The 18781-nt window shown below is 46.6% G+C and carries 11 protein-coding genes and 1 riboswitch; all 11 genes read right to left on the bottom strand.

Annotated features, from left to right (window positions below; all coding sequences use genetic code 11):
* Positions 1-222 precede the first annotated feature (222 nt).
* Positions 223-909 carry an ECF transporter S component gene (locus tag BVG16_RS24160; protein WP_078501909.1) on the bottom strand — a complete coding sequence of 229 codons (687 nt, stop codon included), beginning with the start codon at positions 907-909 and terminating at the stop codon, positions 223-225.
* Positions 906-2579: an ABC transporter ATP-binding protein gene (locus BVG16_RS24155; protein WP_078501768.1), complete on the bottom strand. Its 1674-nt coding sequence runs from the start codon at positions 2577-2579 to the stop codon at positions 906-908. The genes BVG16_RS24160 and BVG16_RS24155 overlap by 4 nt, the downstream gene beginning before the upstream one ends.
* Positions 2552-3454: an energy-coupling factor transporter transmembrane component T gene (locus BVG16_RS24150; protein WP_078501767.1), complete on the bottom strand. Its 903-nt coding sequence runs from the start codon at positions 3452-3454 to the stop codon at positions 2552-2554. The genes BVG16_RS24155 and BVG16_RS24150 overlap by 28 nt, the downstream gene beginning before the upstream one ends.
* Entirely contained in the window at positions 3441-4358 is a 918-nt protein-coding gene (locus tag BVG16_RS24145; RefSeq protein ID WP_078501766.1) for a DUF4430 domain-containing protein, read from the bottom strand. The genes BVG16_RS24150 and BVG16_RS24145 overlap by 14 nt, the downstream gene beginning before the upstream one ends.
* Before the next feature lie 104 nt (positions 4359-4462).
* Positions 4463-8611 (bottom strand): S-layer homology domain-containing protein, encoded by a 4149-nt coding sequence (locus tag BVG16_RS24140; protein ID WP_233147163.1) that lies wholly within the window; start codon positions 8609-8611, stop codon positions 4463-4465.
* 157 nt (positions 8612-8768) lie between these two features.
* Positions 8769-8969, bottom strand: a riboswitch (cobalamin riboswitch).
* Positions 8970-9171: 202 nt separating this feature from the next.
* Positions 9172-11793: a DUF4855 domain-containing protein gene (locus BVG16_RS24135; protein ID WP_078501764.1), complete on the bottom strand. Its 2622-nt coding sequence runs from the start codon at positions 11791-11793 to the stop codon at positions 9172-9174.
* A gap of 273 nt (positions 11794-12066) precedes the next feature.
* The gene (locus BVG16_RS24130; RefSeq protein ID WP_078501763.1) at positions 12067-12708 is read right to left on the bottom strand and encodes a hypothetical protein; all 642 of its coding nucleotides are present in this window, start codon (positions 12706-12708) and stop codon (positions 12067-12069) included.
* Positions 12705-13304, bottom strand: coding sequence for a DUF2087 domain-containing protein (locus tag BVG16_RS24125; protein ID WP_078501762.1), 600 nt, complete (start codon positions 13302-13304; stop codon positions 12705-12707). Before BVG16_RS24125 ends, BVG16_RS24130 begins: the two co-directional genes overlap by 4 nt.
* A gap of 749 nt (positions 13305-14053) precedes the next feature.
* The gene (locus tag BVG16_RS24120) at positions 14054-16465 is read right to left on the bottom strand and encodes an ABC transporter permease (protein ID WP_078501761.1); all 2412 of its coding nucleotides are present in this window, start codon (positions 16463-16465) and stop codon (positions 14054-14056) included.
* A 6-nt stretch (positions 16466-16471) separates the two neighbouring features.
* Positions 16472-17239: an ABC transporter ATP-binding protein gene (locus BVG16_RS24115; protein WP_078501760.1), complete on the bottom strand. Its 768-nt coding sequence runs from the start codon at positions 17237-17239 to the stop codon at positions 16472-16474.
* Positions 17240-17337: 98 nt separating this feature from the next.
* Positions 17338-18771 carry a sensor histidine kinase gene (locus tag BVG16_RS24110; RefSeq protein WP_158081774.1) on the bottom strand — a complete coding sequence of 478 codons (1434 nt, stop codon included), beginning with the start codon at positions 18769-18771 and terminating at the stop codon, positions 17338-17340.
* Between the last annotated feature and the right edge of the window lie 10 nt (positions 18772-18781).

Below are 18781 nucleotides of genomic sequence, written 5' to 3'. Positions count from 1 at the left end.
GGTACAGTGACAATGACACCCGTCACGATTGACACTACAATTAATCACCAAACTTCACCTCGGCAAAAATCCACTTATGTTTTCAGACCGATTCAGATTCAATAAACAAAGATAATTTCCGCACAGCAAAAGAAGCTGCTCTCCCACACAACATGTTCTGGGAAAACAGCTTCCTGTTTGTGTAACGCTTAAGCCTCACCTGCCGGTGACGTGAACTTTGCGCTAAGCCAGTTCGGAATCGAGCAAACCGTATTTCGATTTGACCCGCAGTAGTATTTTTAACCATATTGCCGAGAAAATTGAAATGAAAAATACATTCGACAAGGCATGGGCAAGATCGAAATAGAAACTCGCCACATAAGCGGATGCGAATACTTTCCAGCTTAAATGATCATACATGCCGATCAAAAACCATAGATTCATGATCCAGCCGAACAGAAAGCCCCACGAAAAGCCGAATATATTTTTGCCCCACAGACTTTTCATGAACCGCGTATTTCTCAACAATCCAGCTGTAAACCCGATCATGCCCCAGCAGAACATTTGCCATGGCGTCCACGGACCTTGGCCAAGGAAAATATTGGACACGACTGCCGCAATGCTTCCTACAAGAAATCCGACCTCAGGCCCGAACACGAGAGCTGACATCATAATGACAAAAGAGGTTGGCTGCACACTCGGCAGCGGCGCGAACGGGACACGGCTCACTGCAGCGATCGCGCCAAGCATCGCGATGAGAAGGATTTCCTCTGCCTTCATCGTCTTCCGCTCAAAGCGAATGTAAAAAGGAAGCATTGCCAATCCAATCATCAGAAAGCTCAAAGGCATATAGTATTTATCCATCCATAGCACAACCGCAAGTACGACGATGGCGGCTGCTAAACTGCCGAAATAGAGCATGCGTTTCATTTTCCCCATTGTTTCCATACATCCTTTACCGTGATCGCTGCTGGCAAAATGTCTCCTACCGTACGATGAATGGTCGTCGTGTAGAAATAATTGTTCCGCAAAAATGATCGTGTGTCTTCAACGGCGACCATCGCTCCGTCGAACAACAATCCGCATCGGGTCGCATAGGAAGCTGCGAACTCAATATCGTGGCTGACCATCAATATCGTTGTTCCCGCTGCACGGATCATTTCAAGCAATTCCGCCAATGTATGCTTGGATATAGGATCCAGCCCCTTCGTCGGCTCATCGAGCAGCAGCAATTCCGGCGCAGCCAACAGCACCAGAATGAGCGCAACCTTCTGCTGCTGACCCCCGCTTATGTCAAATGGATGCTTATCCATAATATCTTCAATTTCAAATCTCTCCACAAGCTCGTTCAATCTTGCTCTGCTGCTGTGCTCACCCAAGCGTTTGAGACGATCCGTCAATTGTTCTCGTACGGTATCTCTCGTAAAGTAGAGCATCGGATTTTGCGCTACGTACCCGATCTTCAGGCTCCTGTCGAGAGCAGAACCTCGAAGCAAGGACTTGCCCGCGTACAGGATATCCCCTCTTTGCGGTGTAAGTGCGCCTGCGATTTGCTGAAGAAGCGTGGACTTACCTGATCCATTGCCGCCAAATAGAGCAAAGAACTCGCCTTTGTGAATCGATAATGATAGACGCTTCAAAACAAGAGGAGCCTTCTTATCGTAGGTGAAATAGAGCTCCTTGCATGTAAGCAGCGATTCGAGTTGTTGTCCCTCATTCGCTGGCGGCGCAGACACAGCTTCCTCATGGGTATTCAAACGATCCCTGTGAGCTTGTATCCATTTCCTGCCCTCTTTCACACTTACGGGAATGTCCCTGTTCTCCTCGGAATGGTCTACTTCCAGGTAGAGCTGACTGATGGACGGAAGATACGGTATGAATGACGAATCACGCGCACTCCATATCTGCTTCATGACCGAATTTGGAGACCCGCAATATACCACCTGTCCATGCCTGAGCATCACAAGCTTCGACGAAAGCGGTACAATCTCTTCAATCCGATGCTCACTGATAACAATCGTGATGGAGAACTCCTCGTTAATACGGGACAGCAACTGAATGAACTCTTTAGCCGCAATCGGATCCAACTGTGCCGTAGGCTCGTCAAGCAGCAGCACCTTAGGTCGCAGCGCCATAACCGATGCAAGATTGACAAGCTGTTTCTGCCCGCCGGATAGTTCATGAATCGGAAGGTAGAGCCAGTCTTCCATACCGAAAAATTGAACAAGCTCCCCTACCCTTCGCTGCATGTGTGACGTAGAATAACCGAGATTCTCCATCGCGAAGGTCAGCTCTTGCCAGACGGTGTTCATAACGATCTGATTATCCGGATCCTGGAACACCATGCCAATCTCTTCGATCGAGCTTCGCTCATCCACCTGGTCCAAGGGCAATCCGCGATAATAGATTTCGCCGTTTCGTATGCCCTCCGGCCGAATTTCCCGCTTCAATTGCCGAAGCAAGGTCGTCTTGCCTGATCCCGAAGAACCGCACAGCAGCACGAACTCTCCCTCTTCAATCGTGGCAGATATATGCTGTAGTGTCTTATCTGAACAGCTAGGGTATTGAAAGCTTACATTTTCGATTTGATAGTGCGCCATAACAGCTCCTCCTTTCCGTTCATCACGATCGGGATGAAGACAAATATCAAGTAACATATCAGATGCAGCCAGAGCTGTGGGGACCATTCCAGCGACTGCAGTCGAGGATACACCTGGAACCGATTGACGCCGAACAATCCTCCAATAACGATATTGGCGCCCGTCACAACCATGATCCAGAATACAAGGATATCTCTTCGATCCATTGGGTACGATACGCTGCTCGTTCTCTTCCCGATCCCATATCCCCGTGCCCGCATGGAACTGGCTGTCTGCAGTGCCTCTTCCAATGACCAGCTGATTAACGTATGCAGTGTCTCCATCCCCTCACGCATGAGATGTCTCTTATTTGCTCTAGGATGCAAGTAACCAAGTACGCGCTGGACTGTCATAATTTGCTTCAATCGTCTGGTAAGCAGCGGTACAAACCGGAGGGTTACTGTAATGATAAAAGCGGTTCTCGGCGCAATTGGCGTCAAGAGATATAATAATTTTTCAGGCGTTATTACGAGATTATAAGCAACAAACGCCAGCAATATATTGAGCAGCGACAGCGCGAACAATGCTCCATAGGCGATCGATTCCAATGTAATCGGCCGATCGAACACATATCCTAAGATGGTGGCTCCACGGCTGGAGAATAAGGGATTCGACACGAAAATAATAATGGCGATAATCAAGTAACCCTTGATCCCCTTTTTGAGCGCTCGTCCTCCATCCAAGGATAGATTCAGCACAACGATCCCGATCAAAGTGAGAACCGAATATACCGGGTGGGTATACATCATGCATGCCAACAATAGGACGGCAAAATAAGCAAAACATAATCGTGGATGTAAAGTAGAGAAACCATGTATCATATTAGCTCTTCCCATCCCATAATCCGTCCTCAGCGCCGGCTCCCACGTCTTTGCCTAAGTCTTCCGTGTACAGCCACTGAATATAATCGCCAGGTTTGATCGACCATACGCCTGCACTGCGATTCGGAAATTTATTATTAACGCTGTACATCCACCCGCTTCCTGAACCATTATCGAACTCATATAAATTATCAATGCCTTTGATATATGCGGTGGCACCAGAGCCGCTGTATTCCATTTGAATCTTCGAGGCGCGTGTTGCTTTCTTCAATATATCCAGCACTGTCTCCGAATCACCGATGTCAATCTCCTCCGTGCTTAAAATCGTGCCGACATCTGAAGAACCCACAATCGTAATTTGCACGGTATCGGATGAAGGTAGTGCAGCTCCCGGTTGAGGCGTGGGCGTGTTACCGGTCGAAGATTTCTCTCCCTGCTTCTCGCTTTCCTGCTTCCCTTTCATAGCCGAAGTGTCCTTGTTCTTCGCTGGGGAGGAGGAAGGCTTGACTCCTTTATCGGAAGGAGCCTCTTTCGTATCCTGGTCTATTGGTTTCTCAGCCTTGGAAATCTCGCTACCAGTCGCGCTCGAAGCCTTCTCGTTCCCAGCTTCATTCTGTTTGGATTGGGCAGCAGATTGCTTCTCCGACTGCGATCCAGGCGTTGCCCCATTCGGCTTCGTCGTCGTACCGGTTGAGGAATCAATCGAATCCTCGGAAGTATCCATGAAGTTTTCCTTGGATGTGTCCTTGTCTGTAGTCTCCTGTCCCACAACAGCCGACGAGGCTGTATGTATTGCATCCTTTGATTGTTCACTGTTCCCACCATAAATCCATACTGTGACAAGCACAATTGCCAATACGGCGAATACGCCAAGCAAGTAGTTTTTTTTACGCCATAATAATGCTAACCAATCGGACATGTCCTCACCTCAAAGCCTTACATAATCGTCTATGATACTATGTTTTTTTGAACTGCTTGTGAAAGGGAAAGAAGGAGATTGCTCTCCTTCTTTCACCCATCCTATTATTGAATGTCGTGCAGTTTGACGATGACTACCGCGGCCATTTCTCTTGTTACCTGTTGCTGTGGTCTAAAATATCCGTCATCACCGGACATAAGTCCTGTTTGATAAGCATAATTGACGTAAGGCAATGCCCATGCAGACACTTGCTGTTGATCTTTCAGATCTGCAGAGGTATCGGTGTTGTTAGGCAAACCGTTCAGTCGTACCAGAACTGTCGCCATCTCTTGTCTCGTAATGGCTTGATTGGGTGCAAACGTATCGGCAGTGACACCTGAAATCAATCCTTTTTCCTTTGCAATGGCAACATAACCTGCATACCAGGACTTGGCGTCAACGTCTTTGAACCCTGTGTTCGTACCTTTCGGCTCCAAGCCGGCATTTCTGACGACTAAAGCAGCGAATTCGGCACGAGTCAGCTCACGCTTCGGCTCGAATCGGGCTGTTTCCCCACCCGTTCCTTGCATCAATCCAAGTTCAGCTGCCTTGTTGACCGCTTCCTTCGCCCAGGCAGCTATGGAAGCTTCGTCTGTGAATGGATGAGCAGGCGTCTCGGGTTTCGAGGTACCGGCTGATTTCACATCCGTCATATCGAACAGGCTGTTGTGATTGTTCAACAGGCGATCATAGGCTGCGAGCGCTAGCGTCGCTTGCTGTGTCGCCATATAATTGCTGGCTTCTCCGCGTCCATGAGCGAAGCCTCCGTCTTTATTGAGATACGTGTGCAATGCTTTCAACAAATCGCCGTCTTGCTTCACAAATCTCTTATCCCTCAGGCTGTTTCCAAGACTGGACAGGGCGATGATAACTTGTGAAATACTCTCACTCGTTTCGACACCCGAAACCTTGAATCCACCGTTAGGAAGCTGCTGAGCCGACAGCCATGTCAATGCCTTATCCGTTGCTGCCTTGACCTCTTTTCGGTCTTGATATTTCGCCAAGGCTTGCAGCGCCATGGCAGTCATATCGATATCACTTACAGCGTTTGACTCTTTGCTGATTGGGAATCCACCGTCCGAATTTTGCTGGTCTAGGATCTGTTGAACGAGCTTATCTCTTGTCCAGAGCGCATCGCTTGGGATCGTGGCCTTACTCGCATCCAAAGCTAACATGGCAAATACAAGCCCATTTGTCCCTTGATTTTTCATACGCTCGTGATTATAAATTTTCTCTAGGAAATTATAGCCCGCGATGTTGCTTGGGTCCTTGCCTATGGCCATGACCGCCAATGCCATGCGTTCATAATCTGTAACCAAGCGGAATTCGCCCTTCTTCTCTTTCACGTAGCTTTCCAGTACCGTGTAGTACGCAGATGGCACTTGTTTGCCGGAACGTGCTAATGCCATAACATCCCAATCGTTAAAGTTATCTTGAACAGAGAACTTACGGTTGTTTAAGATCCATGCAGCGGAGCCGTTAATAAGGCCCTGAAGCTTGGCTGACTCTTCGATCTGGTTCCCGCCCGTTGTTCCCGGAGCACCCGGTTGCCCCGGCTGACCTGGAATACCCGGTTGTCCTGTACCGCCATTAAACCCGCCGTTAATATCTTCACCCAGGTTCGTCGTATACTTCCAGCGGAGCGTATCACCATTATTCAATGTATATAGACCTGCACTATAGTTCGGGAATGTGCCATTGACGGTATACATCCATCCGCTTTGAGGTCCTTTATCGAACTCTCCCAGGCCGTCAATAGCTTGGACATAAAGCGAAGCTCCGGAACCAATGTAGTCGATCGAGATCCCTCGTTGATCAACTGCTCTTTTCAGTGCTGTAAAAGCAGTATCTCCATCCTGAATTGTAACGCTAACCGGTGCGATAATATCTCCTTCACCTATGGAGCGTTTATCAACGGACAGTGTAATGGTTTTCGTAATCGGAGGAACTACACCGCCTCCGTTGCCCGATCCATTGTCTCCTCCAGATCCGGTTCCGCCACCATTGCCATTGCCAGAACCGTTATCTCCCCCGCTCGTTCCCTTATCTTGTACAGTATAGGCAACAAACTCCGTAAAGTGCTTAGTCTTAATGATTAGATCTCCGTCATGAACATAAGCGTAAACCTCGTCACTACGTGCCGACGAATCCTCATATTTCGGAATCTGTGTAAATGCTCCGCTTGCATCGATAAATCCAGCTTCTGCATGTCCTTGACCCTTCAAGGTTAATGTCACATGCTGGTTAAAGCGGATATCCTGATCACCGCCCACTTTGACGCGCTGATCTATTCCCTCGACCTCTTTGTTTGCAGAGGATAATGCTTCATTTATCTTGTTAAGCAAAAGATCATCATTGGTATTTAAGCGATACGGTAATTCAAGCTTGTTATCCCATGCTGAAATGACATTCGTGTTCGGCTCAATTTCTAAATATGTACTGTCTGTTGCCGATGTTACATGCGGCAGTTCGATCTTTGGAAATACAAGCGTAACTTTTCTTGAGGACAGCGGATCCTGATCCGACCCGATACTCACATGGGTTTCATTCTCGTCAATGACGATCGTCTGGTCATCATTTGGATCCGGAACTTCATTTACGCTTACTATAACTTCATTACTTACTTCTTTCCCTGCTGTCGCTGCTGCCAGCGCTTGAACGGAAATAAGCCCTGGAGCCGCTTGACCATCGAATACAAGCTCAACTTGTTGATTCGTAAGCAGCGAGACCGACTTTAATTTCAACCCTGCAGTTTCTGACGTTACAGACCAACTGTCAACCTGTTCTGCCTCGGCTGAGAATGTATCACCTACAAGCTGCACTTTAATCGAAGGATCTACCGTGCCTTGCTCAATGGAAGATGCGGACGATATCACAGGCTGACGATCATAATAGAAATATAGATCATCACCGTTCTTGATCTCATAGGCTCCTACACTTACAGGAGGAGCGCTGTCATTCACTTTATAAGCCCAACCGTCGCTGCCACCCAGCGTTCCTTCATCTTGTCCCGCAATGGAAGTAACACGCGCCTGGCTACCATCACCTGTAATGTTATAGTCAATCGGTGGATTAGCTTGATCCAGCGCTTGTTTCAACGCATCCAGCGCCATCCAAGGTTGGCCATTCGCAGCCAGCGTGATTAGACTCGAATTATAAATGGGATTGTCTATACCTTGTACACTAACCTGCACATTCACCTTCGAGTTTTGATTCGCCTCGGCGATTCGATGCCACACCGACTCTCCGTGCTGAATATCAACTAATCCGAGAAGCGCCTGTTCGGTGGACATCCCGTTTTCATAAATATCCGTTACTTTCCATTTAAACGAGCCATTATCCAATTGGAATCCCGCATACGCATCAACGACGGTATTCCCGTTCATCTGCCAAGCGGGCGACATCATGTCTTCGCCTACGGCAACCAGACCGGATACCGATGTAGATAAGCTGTTTGAATTGTCGCCGGCGCCATAACTTCCATTAAAACCGCCATTATCCAACTGGCGATCCTTTAAGACTTTCTTAGCCCGTTCAATGGCAGCATCAACCTCACTCTGCCCCTTGTATTGACCCAACGCAAGCAGTGCCATGCCTGTCATGTCTGTATCGCTGTTTGTTCCTCCTGAAGCAGACAGGCCAAAACCGCCGTCTACATACTGAGCTTTGAGCAGGAATTGCAACGCTTTTTGCTTAGACGCTGCATTCCACGTGCCTACATCCTGTCCGAGCTTCTCCCCGGCATCCATAGCAAGCATTGCCCAAATATGCTTATTTACACTGCCAATGCCACCCGTCTCCTGATTTTGATGGGTAGCAAGTTCCGCCCACAGGTTTCGATCGGTCTCCCAAGCGTGAGCTGGGTCTTTCCCCATGGCGAGCAGTGAGAAAATATACCGAATATGATCAGTTTGACTTACGGCATCCGGTTTAAGCCTTGGCTCTTTCGTTTCCCAAGACGGCAGATTCCACGTTCCATCTTGTAAATTCTGACCTGCCCCCCATAGGGCAACCAGCTTCCACCAGGAATCAATGGTGGATGTAGGATCTTGCTCATAGTACTCTTTATAGTAATTAACTGTACTTTCAATCATGCTGTCTAATTGTGTATTACTTGGACCATTCGCCGCATTCATAACTTGTGGGCTCAGTAGTGAAAGCAATAATACAATACTTAATAGTGCAGATATACTCTTCTTCAACAATCTGTTCATAGGTGTCAACTCACAATCTCCTTATTGTCAAAATGGGCATAAAAAAACATCTTTCCGAAATGGAAAGATGTTCTGTGGCCACTTTTGCATAACCAAGCAAGAGCGCAGCAATAAGCAAGCTGCACAAACAAACATCTCCCTCCCATCCTCGTGAGAAATATAGAGCACTTGCATGGCAGGTCTCCTGGCTTCGCTTCATCGCTTGACAATCGTCCTTCCTGCTAAAAATCGTTAACAGTGGACTACTACTTTGATTGTCAGCTCTGCGTTACAGTGGCGGGACCGCGTCGAACTCTCATCGACCTTCCCTATTAAGCCGCATACTTTATGCATCGGCACCATATAAGTTGTTTCTATTTAATTTTCATAGGCTAATGGCCATTGTAGCAAAGATTGGTAGATTTCACAAAGATGTTTCTCATAGACAGTGCGACAAAAACAGCCTGAAGAAGCAACAAGACCCTCATGGATTAACATCAAATCCACACCAAAAACCTCTTTATGCTCGACTTGAGCCTCAGAGGTTTTTGGCTAACGTACGTTTTAAATCATTTTAACATTCAACGATTTTCAGCGTAGAAATCATAGCTTCCCTGCCATGCGAACTTCTCTCCTTGCTTCAGTTCCGGCGTCGTTCCTTTGATCTGTAAGAAATAGGTTTTGCCGTATTCCTGGGTAAAGATGACAGGCAAATTATCGGCGAGGTTCGATAGTTGCCCTAGACCGTATTGCCGATCCAGCTGTACGCGCAGCATATGCTGAAACCCGCCCTGATCACCGGAGCTGAGCACATAGCTGTCGACATTCGGGTTCACGGATTTCGTCCCTGAATCGCTGTACGTATTCGCTGGGCTTGAAGCGACTTCCTGATCGCCTGCGAAGTAGCGAACCGTATCGTTCCATGCGCCATTCACCGACTGAAGTCCGTAATACGTATCGAACGTGATGTCTTCCAGCGCCTCGATTTCATTATGGACCTGGACATGACCGCCTGAGATCTCATACGTGACCGTTTCTTTCAGTACAGGTCTGCCCGAGCCATCCGCTACCTTCGTGTTATAAGCTTGGATCAGATTGACCACTTCCATCTTCGTGTAGACGCTCGCCGTCACACTGCCATCAGCTACTTCCACGCCGTCCGCCCACACGCGGAACGATTCCGTTGTTCCCGTATGCGAGCTGGTGCTGCCGCCATCGTAGTTGTGGTTGCCCCCCGTGAAATCCCACGGATTGCCGTTGCCGTTCGCATTCGCTCTCACCACGTAAGGCCCGATCCAGTCCGATACATCCGCCTGGAGAAGCGTCGATGGTCGAGACATATCCGGATTCACAGTCGTTCCCGTGTTCTCGGCCAGGCGCCATTCCTTGAGGCCCTCCAGCTTATTCGCGCCAAAACGATCGAATACGATCCACATATCACTTTGATCATTGTATTTGTGAGCAATCGTAATTTCGGTGCCGCATTTCACGACGTACTGCGCCGCATCAGGAGCCACGGGACCTTCCGGCTGCTTCGTGCAAGGTTTTGGCTTCGCATAAGTCCCCGCCAAGAACTGATACATGAGGTCATAATTCTGCCGTGCCATCGGGTCCGAGCTCTTGGCACTGCTAAGTAATGTCGTCTTGCCTTGATCATAGGCCTTAAAAGCGTTACGCATATAGCCGTAGTCGATACCGCCATTCAGTGTATTGATATACCGCTCACGTTTATCGGTGTCCGTATTGATCTGCTCATCGAACGCCAGCTCAATCCCCATCTGATACTGCTTCGCTAGACCGGTGGCATCCTCTATACGTTGTGTAACCGATGAAGCGTTGTAAGCACTCGGCTCTAGCAGCGCAGCATCGAAGCCAAGCGCCTCCCAATCGTAATTCCGATTGCCTTGGAAGTCCGGAATCCAGTAGAAGTTCATATCCTTCTTATGCGCTTGCTTACTCGTCGCTTGGATCAGATTCGGTTCGAGCGGGTCGGTCATGCTAATGCTTTTGCCGGTCCAATAGATGCCGTTCAGCTTTAATTTCGAATACTTCTCCTCTTTCCATCTTTGCTTGATCTGCTGGATCCACCATGTGACTGCTTTTTGCTTGTTGGCATAAGCCGCCTCCGCGCCGACCACTGCGGAGTTGAAGTTTTCCGTTACGCCATCGCCGTCTACATCGCCGAAATCCGTCACGGTATTGCCCGGATTCGGAATCATCAGCACAACATTCACCTTATGGCCTTTATCACCCAGCCTTCTGCCCGCTTCCACGACGGCTTCGTTCAGCTGCAGCAGATCGCCTTGATCCGCGAATATCTTGTCTAGATACCCTTTCCAATCGCTAAGGGTAGCGGTTCCGTTCGTGAAATCTTGCCCACTCGGCGACTGCACGCCGTGGAACAGAACCCCGTCGAACAACCAATCCTGCGGTTCTCCTTGTTCATTCACGTAGCTGATATACGGCATCAGGTTATCTTTCGTCCAGCTGGCGGGGCTACCCGGACCATTCCCGTTGTTCAGCAGCACGAGATTACGCATGCCGCCTGTTGCTTTTCCTGGTTCTTGAAATTCAAGCCGATCCGCAGAAACCTGCTTGGCTTTGTTCATTTTGCCGTCGGTTCCCCATATTTCGATCTCATCCACAAAAACAAACACGTCGGTGGTGAACGTTACTTTGACATATTGGGCATAGGCCATCGTCGCATTCGGATGATGCTGACCTAATCCATCCTTGCTGCCATCCCAGATATAATCTTGGGTGCTCGCCGGAACATCTGCCCATCTCACTTCACGGCTTGGGATATGCGCGAGGTTGCCCCACTGTAAGCCATCATTCGACGCGTACATGGACACCGTATTCGGGTAGGCGATGCCGACGGATGAATCTTGGAGAAAATGCGCCCCAATGCGCGCGATCGATTTCTTCTCCCCTAGATCGAATACGACGCTGCGCGTTGACTTACGCAAATGCCCTACCCAGGCCGGATCCGAGAAGACCGTCGTTCCGTACTTCCCGTCCGTTAGTTTATTGCCGACATCGCTATAGCTTGGCTCCGGCTGCTCTGACCAGGTGTAACTGATTCCTGCTGCAAGATTACGCAATTCAGGCGTTTCCTTGGCCGCTTCGGCTGTCGGTAACCATAACAGCACCATCAATAGTGCAACTGCTGCGGCAACCCCTTGTCTCCTGTTTCGCTTCATTCATTTCCCTCCCGATTTGGATGAAATACGACATTCATGAATCCGTTTACATGAATGTGGCTTGGTATTACTTTGCCACACAAGGCGGTATCCTCACATCGGCTCATGGACCCAGCTCAGACAAGCTGCGATGAATATTTTTGCCGTCGAACCTTGTAACATGATGCGGAGATTTGGCATATCAAAAAGGACACCTTCTCGGGTGCCCTACGTTAGTCCTAATTGAGAATTATGATGCATGGTCATGAACTTCGATGCAGTTGTTAGCTCTATCTATTGTCTCAGAGGATATACTAGTTCGATATTCTTGTCTGTCATAAGTCCTTCGTACAACACATGATTATGGTCTGCGCCAACAATGCACAAAATTCGTTTACCTGCATGCTTTTTCATGGCATTTTTGATCCGCTGAATCATGATCAGGTGTCTGCATATCCATCTAAAGACATGGGCTTCCGGGTTAACTTGCTCTAGCCATTCGTACTTCTGTTTCGTAACCGTATCGTATGCTAATGAATTAAACGGGATAACGCTAGAATCGCATGTTGAGAACTGTCTCTGAGTCCATCGTTCCAACTCGACATTCAGCGCTTGCTTCTGATGCTCGTCATATCCATGAAAGGGGTCGAAATCCGTCCATACATCCAGTTCAACCCAATCAATGGGTACAAATTCAAATTTCTTTTCTTCATATAGCGGAAAGATCAACTCCCAATATTCACTCGCAGGCTCTCCCCAATAACCTCGATGAGCGCTGTCCTTCCTATATTGTTCCCAACTATGAGGCAGCACCTCGCCACAAACCACATCTGGATTGAATTCTACAATTAACTCCTTTATTAGCTCCAAGGGTAAATGGTATTTCTCCCGGAGTTCAGGATCATGCGTCACGCCAAGGATTCCGACCGTAGTCATGCAAGAGCCTCCCAACTTGCCCACATTTCCGGCGGGTTTAATTCGTAGATTTCATTCTCCCTGAACATGTATTGGTGCATAATGAATTCCCTACGGATCGTTGCGAAATCATCGTGATAACTTTTTATAAATTCATTGATTTCCTTCTCGCTATACTTCCGTCCCTTATCTAACTTCGAGATCAATTGTTCGAATACAATGAGCTTCTTCTTCAGCTGAACAGGGATACTTCTCAATCTCCCTTCGGCTGTAAAGAAATTTTTGAGGACGGACTCCTTCAATCGCTTATGGTTATCACCTAAGTCACTCATTCCTGCATCGGCCGATCTGTAGATTAGATTTGCTGTAGCGTTGGCATTATTTTTGATAAAGTAGTCATTTAATGAAAAATAAATCGTATTCTTATCTCTTCGCTCATTGATTAGACTAGCTTCGCGCAGTTTTGTAGCATGGTGAGTTATCGTTGCAGGTGTTACATACAGCTTTTCTGCCAATACTTGACCATTCAGCTCTCCGTCAGCAAGCAGTATTAACATCTTGATTCTCGTAGGGTCTGCAAGTGCCTTATGATAGTTGACCACCTTATCCAATTGCAAATTCATACGCCCCCTTCAAACCACAAATTTAACAACATTTAAATTAGATATTTATTAAATTAGATACTACAGCAATAGGGATAAATTGTAAACCATTATTCTATGCTTAGTTCGAACGGGTAGCAGCCCTAAAATTGTCATAAAAAAAGGCCAACCAGATGAAGGAGTTCTTGAATGAGAAAACCCGGCTAAAACAATTTTGAGAATCTATCAGCTAAAAGTCTTTCTTCAAGTATGGGACAAGCTGGAAATCATGCCCATGTGAGGATAGACTGGATATGGGGTGATAGACGGTTATTTAACATTATTAAATATTCAATAAATGATGAAACGCCTATGCTATCAAACGTCGTTGTCCAATACAATGATCAGTCTGGCAATATAAATCGTATTCAATTGTTCAATCGCATAGATCCAGACACTTACGGTTATGAGATTTATAAAAAAATACAATATTACACAAATGATAGATAAATTCTTTCAGGAGATTCAATACTTCGATAAAGACAAAATCCCTCTTATTGTTCTATGTCACGCATTTCGTCTCAAAAAAAAGAAGCAGGGTGTCCATTCGTTCCCTACTTCTCCAATTGATTGTATATGGATTATTGACTCGATTTCCCCCATACGTGAAGCACCCATCAATACAGCTTCAGGATCAAATCGTGACGACATGCTTCCATAAAGCTCTACGAATGCTCTATGGAAATTCTCCTCTGCTAAGCTCTACAACATGTTGAATAGCCGCTTTACTCAATCACCAATATACGGGGGGATGTTTTGGCGATGACTCTGGATGATAGCCAAGAACCTATTCCAGTCGATACGATGCTTGCGAAGGCAGCTGCCATAATACCGCCCCAATGCATAATAAGAGGCACTTCCAAGATCCCATAATAGGATAGTATATTCTCCAGCAGCATAGGCAGGACGTATACTCCGACGCCTATGCCTAGTAACGCGCCGATAACGGATAAGGCAACGATCCCTTGGGTTAAGGAGGCTCTAATCCTATTCGATGTCAAGCCGAGCGATTTGTAAATGCCATAGGTTTTGCTTTCTTTTCTTATCGTAATGCGACAAGTGATGTAAATAATGATGCAGGTGACCACAATAAATAATAATCCCATGATGCTCATTGGCATGATAAGCAGGTCGACGGCCTCCTTATATACGGAATCCAATAGGGCTTTCTGTGTTACTGCAGAGAGTGCCTCTTTATATTTCCTATTGATATCCTTTGCCACTTGATCAGATAGACCACTATCATGCAGGTTGATAAGACATATTGCTGCATTACTGTAATCCAGATGATCCTCCTTGAACACATCGGCCGTTATTCTTGCGGAATAGGACATGTTGGCGATGGCTTGATAAATGCCCGTAACGAGGAGCGAATGCTTTTTTCCATTGATGTATACCGTGATCATATCACCAACATCTTTGTTAAGCTTCTTGGATACGTTGACACCAATAGCGATTTCGTTCGCAAGACGGGGGTTGTTCCCTTTTAATGTGGTATACCCCAAATCATCATAGCTCCCATCAGCAACACCGAGATGTACATTCATGGATGGCGTATCCGAAATGCCGGGACGCTCGGATGGTTCTGACGGAATCACGCCCGTCGCCTCCCCAATCCATCCAAAATTTTTGATTCTTGGATCGGACAGCATATCTTCTTCAAAATGAGTGTGTGATAAAGCTGCTTTATTAAAGACATCTACCGCAATATGTGAATTGTCATATCCCCATGATGGCGCCGTTTGTTGAATCGAATGAATGCTAAATAAAAACACAAATCCGAATACAAGCACGGCAGATGTTATCACGGTAAGAAGCAACGTGAGAATAGAACCTTTCACATTTTTCAGCAGGTTACGCAGACCAATGACGAACGTAACGGGAAGACGATCGAATCCAACCGGGTGATGCCCATTCCAACGTAAACGCCTTGTCGATTTGTTGCTGTCCAATTCAGACATGCCATATCGGATCGCTTGCACGGGCTGTACGGAACGGGCTTTATTGGCATAGAACAACACACATAGAATGACTAGGGCGAGTACAGAAACTCCCACTATGATAGCCGTAAAATCCCCTTGCACCGATAGCTCTGAACGGTTTGTTTTCAACGATGACAACGAGCTCTCCACAATTACTTTAGATAAAAATTGGCTGGAAATTAACCCGGGGATGATCCCGATGATCGAAAGAAATGCATATTGCGCTATGTAGGTTCCAATGATTCCGAAGGAAGATAACCCACAAGATTTCAGCACCCCAATCGTTCGGTAATTAGCTAGTATGGCGTCGGAAATCGTGAACCCAATCGTGAATAGAGCCACAAGCAGCATAACAGCTCCGAGGAAAATCATAACGAATCCGATCACTTTATTCATGATCAAATAGAATGAGGATATCGATTCGAACTCCATTTTAGATTCAAGGTATGGGGTTCTGAGCTGCTGCTCGAAGCGCTCCCAATATTGTGTGTTTGTATCGTAATTATCAAACCGAAGCCCCATCATGTACTTGTCTTTACCCTGTAATGGTTGAAGCAGCTCCTTATAATCCTGCGTATTCATCCAGATGCGAGCGTTTCTTGTAAAAGGAGCTCCAAAAGGCATATCTACGACAACAGCCGCTACCTTCAACTCAAATGTGCTCTTGCCTGTTTTAAAGCCTACTGTATCGCCTACTGCAATTCCATTGGAATACGAAAGCGAAGTTGGTATCCAGATGGTTCCGGCCTCGGGCGCGCTTCCGACATTCCCCTGCGCCCCGATCAGCTTATCAACCGTAATGGGAAGCTGGGGCGTGTCCATCATGAACATATAAATATTATTCATTTCCTTGCCGTGATGGGTGATTCCGGATAAATTACGATACGGTATCATCTCGGATGCCGTAACCCCCTGCTGCACATCCCACCACTGCTTAACTGATTTCGGATCATGCAAGCCATTTTCTAACATCAACATTTGATGAGAACCGTTGGTTTGGCTATGCATGTCTGAGAACAAATTTTGCGTATTTGAGATGACAATCATGGCGGTTGCCAGCAGTAACGTAGATAACAGAATGAGCACCGTTGTAAGTACGTTTTGTACCTTCTTTGTTCTTAGGTTCGATCGAAAAAGAGTCCACACCGCATTCATCGCGTGTTACTCCTTTCCTGAAACATACGAAAATATAATATTTTCTCTGTTCTGAATATCGTCATTGTCTGATTGGTATTTATCAAATTCTAGAATGCCGCCAATTTTGCCGTCTCGAATAAAAATGAGCCGATCGGCTCGGCAAGCCGCTTTGATATCATGCGTAACCATAACGACGGATTGCCCCTGCCGATTCATGGTCGTCAAAATATCCAATATCGCGACGCCTTGGTCATAATTCAAACTGCCTGTCGGCTCATCGGCAAAAATGATCTCCGGCGCATTAATCAGCGCTCTTGCAATGGCTGCCCGCTGCTGCTGTCCCCCTGAAGCTTGCGCTGGCAAGCGATTGTATAGGTTCTCGATTTTCACAGCTTCCATCAGCGAAAGTGCCTTTTCCTTTACTTCATTTTTCTTATTGCCGGCGATATAGCCTGGCAATGCGATATTTTCCAAAAAAGTGAGATCAGGCACCAAATTGATACCTTGATAAATAAATCCAATTCGCCGTGCCCTGAAGTCTGCCATTTCCTTTTCGCTATACGTATCAATGCGTTGTTCTTGATAATACACCTCTCCTGCCGTCACGCTGTCCAGTCCGCTAAGAAGATAGAGCAATGTAGATTTTCCGGAACCGGAATTCCCCATGATGACCGTAAAGTCCCCTTGGTAAATTTCGATATCCAGATTTCGAATGGCATGGTATTGTTCGCTACTGGTAGAATAGGTTTTACAGAGGTTTGTTGCATGGATCTCCGTTTTTTTGGCTGTCATTCACTAATGCCCTCCTGCAATTTCAGTATATTCGTCATTGTAAAGGGCATTTCTTGCAGGCTGCTTATCAATTTATTAATAAAGTATTACAGCGTGGATTAGCATAGTGGAATGGAAAAATAAAAAGTGGTTCCCCGCCCTGGTATACTTTTGAATGAAATCGAGCCCTCGTGCGCTTCAATGATATATTTGCATATGGACAAGCCCAATCCTGAGCCCCCATTTTGTTGTTTACCGGAATGGTTGTTCACCTGTCCTTTAAAATAACGTTCAAAAATAAACGGCATATCCTGCGGAAGAATCCCTTTCCCTGTATCTGCGATCGTGACGGTTAACTGATCCAGCTCCTGTTCCATGCCAATTCGGATGGAATCTCCTGGGGACGTATGCTTCAAGGCATTCGCAATCAAATTGGAGATGACCTGTTCCAGTCTGTTGGCGTCCACGTTGATTAGCACATTCGGGATCACTGCAGGCGCGATAAATGTAATCCCAGCCGTACGAACGGAATGACCTATCGGCATAATCATCTGTGACAGGATATCTTTACTATACTGCTCTGTTAGGCAGACTGAAATTTGCTCCAATTCTCTTAATGCATGCAGGAGCAGATCATCCACTAGCACGGTCATTTTGTGTGTGTTGGTCTGCATCACTTGAACATATTCCATCACCGAATTCATATCCGGACAAATGCCTGCACGTATGGCTTCTAGATAGGCTTGTACCGTTGTAAGAGGCGTCTTGAGTTCATGGGATAGATTCGAAATCAGCTCTTTCTGCGCTTTATCCTGCTCATCTCTTCGTTTGCTCAGATGCATAATTTCCAGCCTCATTTGGTCGAACATGGCGTAGACTTCTCCGATTTCATCCATGCGCCCATACTCCGCTTTATGCTCATAATCCCCTTTCAAGATGGCTTCCGAATAGTCTTTTAATTTATGTATAGGCCGGATGGTATCCTTGTTGATTTTATTTCTAAGAAGCCATAGCAGGAGAAGGAACATCAGTACACATAATATCATCAGGACAAAAGGAAAGAAGGGGATATCATGCGATTGTTCATGAATGACCCGTGCTGCCGGCACTGTAAAAATAGCATTTCCGATTTGTGCTTGCGTTTCTTGGCTGATGACAGGAAAGGCCATTTTGAAAAAATCGTGATCTAAGCTAGATCGATATACATCATAATGAAGCGAAGTCTTCACATCGATGGTCTGAATTGACTTCTTAGGGGAAGAATGAAAAATAACCTTGCCGTCTAACTCTGAAAACAAAAGGCTTACACCCTTATTTTCGCTCATTTTCCGCAAGGTCTCCCGCATCGACGCATCGCTAGCCATCGCTCTATGATTTTCTTCAAGAAATAACAACATATCGTTAACCTGGATACGCACTTGATTCATGACATCATTCGTGTAGACCTGTGCCTCTTTCCCGCTCCACAGCATGTACGCACCACACCCGATCACGATGACTAGACATATTCCTATTGCGCTAATCCACTTTTTTAACCAACTGCTTACATACATGGAATTCTCC

Origin of the sequence: Paenibacillus selenitireducens (assembly GCF_002021565.1) — a bacterium.
Lineage (GTDB): Bacteria > Bacillota > Bacilli > Paenibacillales > Paenibacillaceae > Paenibacillus_K > Paenibacillus_K selenitireducens.
The sequence above is the reverse complement of the archived record's forward strand: the minus strand, read 5'-3'. Positions and strand labels throughout refer to the sequence as shown.

Bases quoted from the DNA above. Each gene is read 5' to 3' on its own strand.
- BVG16_RS24115 (WP_078501760.1), bottom strand. From the start codon at position 17,239: ATGACAGCCAAAAAAACGGAGATCCATGCAACAAACCTCTGTAAAACC.
- BVG16_RS24160 (WP_078501909.1), bottom strand. From the start codon at position 909: ATGAAACGCATGCTCTATTTCGGCAGTTTAGCAGCCGCCATCGTCGTA.
- BVG16_RS24155 (WP_078501768.1), bottom strand. From the start codon at position 2,579: ATGGCGCACTATCAAATCGAAAATGTAAGCTTTCAATACCCTAGCTGT.
- BVG16_RS24130 (WP_078501763.1), bottom strand. From the start codon at position 12,708: ATGACTACGGTCGGAATCCTTGGCGTGACGCATGATCCTGAACTCCGG.
- BVG16_RS24145 (WP_078501766.1), bottom strand. From the start codon at position 4,358: ATGTCCGATTGGTTAGCATTATTATGGCGTAAAAAAAACTACTTGCTT.
- BVG16_RS24140 (WP_233147163.1), bottom strand. From the start codon at position 8,611: ATGAACAGATTGTTGAAGAAGAGTATATCTGCACTATTAAGTATTGTA.
- BVG16_RS24110 (WP_158081774.1), bottom strand. From the start codon at position 18,771: ATGTATGTAAGCAGTTGGTTAAAAAAGTGGATTAGCGCAATAGGAATA.
- BVG16_RS24120 (WP_078501761.1), bottom strand. From the start codon at position 16,465: ATGAATGCGGTGTGGACTCTTTTTCGATCGAACCTAAGAACAAAGAAG.
- BVG16_RS24135 (WP_078501764.1), bottom strand. From the start codon at position 11,793: ATGAAGCGAAACAGGAGACAAGGGGTTGCCGCAGCAGTTGCACTATTG.
- BVG16_RS24150 (WP_078501767.1), bottom strand. From the start codon at position 3,454: ATGGGAAGAGCTAATATGATACATGGTTTCTCTACTTTACATCCACGA.